This is a genomic window from Methylolobus aquaticus (assembly GCF_054172105.1).
The window spans coordinates 1-894 of the sequence record NZ_JBSYXP010000054.1 but is presented as its reverse complement, the minus strand read 5'-3'; the positions used below and the strand labels follow the sequence as shown (position 1 = coordinate 894).

General features: G+C 67.6%; 1 protein-coding gene. It reads right to left on the bottom strand.

Going from position 1 to position 894, the window contains the following annotated elements; genetic code table 11:
* A partial coding sequence (locus ACW73L_RS22145; protein ID WP_498924707.1) for a hypothetical protein occupies nucleotides 1–894 on the bottom strand: 894 nt, incomplete at both ends.

The window sequence follows — 894 nt, the reverse complement described above, 5'->3', positions numbered from 1 at the left end:
ACCACCCGCCCGGACGAGTGCAGGGCCGCCGCCGACACCGGCAGCAGGAACTCGCCCAGCGAGGTCGTCGGATCCCAGCTCAAGGCACCGGTCGTCGCATCGATGCTCAGCGCCCGCACGTGATAGCCCGGTTCAGTGTCGTCCGGTTCCAGCAGCACGTGATTGCCCACGTCGCCCTCTCCCACGAAGGCGTCGAACAACAGGAAGGGGCGACGGGCATAACCCTGTGTGGTCGCGCCGCCGAGCGCGATGGTGTTGCCGTTCTCGGCAATCGGCACGCCCCGCAGCCAGTATTGGTCGTTCTGCTTCCAGACGATCCCCGCCACGCCCAAGCGAGTGGAGATCGTCACTCCGGTGATCTCCTGGATCCCGCTGTTGGCCAGGGTCCCGGTATCGGTGATGGCCGCATCCCAGGTATAACCCCCCGCGCTTGCGCTGTAGGTGGTCGTGTCCTTGCGCTGGAACACCGTCGTCGCGCTGATCGTCGCCGGCAGCTCGACGATCGCGAAGCTCACGCTGGATGGCGGATTGTCGGCGTCATTGTTGGCCAGCGGCGCCGACACCCCGGTCGCCACCTGATTGCCGTCGGCATCCAGCAGCACGATCGACCAGATGATCGTGTTGCCGCCGAACGGCGCGTTCAGGCTCAGTTCGATCGGGTCCGACTGGATCTTGCCCCCGTCGTTGATCGTCCCGGTCTGCGCGTTCAGCGCCACCGCCCCGTCGATCTTCGCCTCGATCCGCCACGACACCGCCGTCACCGGCCAGGTCGACGCCCGCGGATCCCGCGACACCGTCACCGTCGCCGCATACGTCAACGACACCGTGTTCGCGATCACCCACGGCGACGACGCCGTCTCGCCGATCGCCTCCGCCAGGGTGGCCGCATCGCCG